The sequence below is a fragment of the Actinoplanes xinjiangensis genome, assembly GCF_003148685.1.
Classification (GTDB): Bacteria; Actinomycetota; Actinomycetes; order Mycobacteriales; family Micromonosporaceae; genus Actinoplanes; species Actinoplanes xinjiangensis.
In genome coordinates, this window is sequence record NZ_QGGR01000076.1 from 1 (window position 1) to 1,820 (window position 1,820).

At 67.8% G+C, this 1,820-nt stretch carries 1 protein-coding gene; it reads right to left on the minus strand.

Annotated elements, in window-relative coordinates; genetic code table 11:
• Nucleotides 1-135 precede the first annotated feature (135 nt).
• Nucleotides 136-1,740: an IS1182 family transposase gene (locus BC793_RS48545; protein WP_203896704.1), complete on the minus strand. Its 1,605-nt coding sequence runs from the start codon at nt 1,738-1,740 to the stop codon at nt 136-138.
• Nucleotides 1,741-1,820 lie beyond the last annotated feature (80 nt).

The following is a 1,820-nucleotide window of genomic DNA, read 5'->3' on the forward strand; positions in this document are numbered from 1 at the left end:
CTAGGTGGCTGGTGTTAAACGCGGGTTGATCAGAGTTTCTGATCAACCCGCGTCGGTCTTTGTGGGCTGCTGCGGGTGAGAGACAGCGGCGGCCGTCGATCTGGATAGTGCCTGGTGGAGGTGGTTCTCGGCCGGTCAGGTGAGGGCCCATCCTTGGGGTTGGTGGGTGAGTCCGAGGGTGGCGAGCCGGGCGATGTTGGTGGCGGCTGCCAGGAGTTTGAAGTCGGCGGCGACGCGTTGCAGGCCGCGCATGCGGGTGCGGCGTCCGCCGTGACGGCGGCGCATCAGGTGGGCGATCTTGCGTTCGACTTTCGGTCGGGTGGCCCGGTAGTCGGCCTTCCAGCCGGGATCTTGCTGCCGGGTGCGGGCGGTGACCAGGTAGGTCTCCCAGCGGCTGATGGTGATGTGCCGGCCGGTCTTGGACGTGGTGCACTGGGCGCGCAGCGGGCAGTCGGCGCAGACTGCGCCGAAGTCGGCTTGGCCGGCATGCCGGGGATGGCCGGTGATCGGGCGGATCGTGATGGTGACCTGGTTCGGGCAGGTCACCGTTGCGGTGGTGAGGTCGATGGTGAACGTGTCCTTGGTGAACCTGCCGCCGGGAGCGACCGGTGCCTGGACCTTGGTCTTGATATCGATGCCGGCATCGTGGAGCAACGCGAGGACTTCGCCGGCGCCGTAAGCGCAGTCGCCGTAGACCGCCGGGTCACCAGCCGGTGTGGTGCCGGGTGTGTCGGCGGGCGGGTCGGTGAGGTCGCTGATCAGGGTCGGGGTGGGCGTGGCGTCGCCGGTGTTGCCCGGGGTGACCTGGGTGTCGGTGATGATCTCGCTGTCCGGGTCGAGGGCGAGGTGGCCTTTGTAGCCGTCGAAGCCGCGGTGCTGGGTTTTGTGGCCGTGCCGGGCCTGCGGGTCGACGGTGGAGATCACCCGGTCGGCAGCGACTTTCCGGGCGATGCGCAGTATCCCGTCGTCGCCGGTCTCCAGATCTTGGCCGAGCACGGTCGCCAGCAGTGTCATCGCCTGGATGACGGTTTCAGGCAGGTCCTCACGCCCGTCGAGGGCGGCCAGCAGGGCCTGACCGTCACGGGCCCGGGAATCGATCAACGCTTCGCGGGCGGCCTTGTCGTCCCAGTCGACCACCGGTTTGCCGGTGGTGGTGTAGTCGTCGCCGCTGGTCAGGACCGTTCGCAGGACAGCGGCCAGGTCGGGGTCGGCGGCGGTGAGCAGGCCGCGGACCGCGCAGCGGATCAGAGTGACCGTGTCCATGGTGGCGACCGCGTCGTACAAGGGGGTGGAGTCCAGAACCCGGCGGTGGCCCAGCAACCCGGCCTCACGGGCCGCCGCGAGAGCGACCTCGAAGATCCGGTCCGGCCGGTCGGACCGGCGCAGCCGTTCCCGCATGTCGACCAGCACAGTGTGGGCGAACCCGGCCCGGCCGCTGCCGTCGAAGCCACCGGCCCCGGCCGCGTACCGCCAGCGGACATCGAAGGTGAACCGGTCGACGGCCTCGCGGTCCGATAACCCTTCCAAGCGTTGCAGGACCATCACCGTCGCGACCAGTGACGGCGGCACTGACCGGCGACCTACCAGCGCGAACAGGTCGCTGAACAGATCATCGGGGAATAGTCGGTCCCGGTGCTGATCGAGGAATACGAAGATCGAGTTCGGGGCGAGAGCCGCCCCGCAGAACCGCCTGACCGGATCCGCGGGGTCCGACTGCTGCGACGCCCTACCCAACGTCATCCCAGCAAACTAACCAAAATAGAAACAAAGCTATATTCATCGCACGGGTGACTTGACCCCGTTTAACACCAGCCACCTAG

Coding starts and splice junctions, on each gene's coding strand:
- BC793_RS48545 (WP_203896704.1), bottom strand. CDS start 1,740: ATGACGTTGGGTAGGGCGTCGCAGCAGTCGGACCCCGCGGATCCGGTC.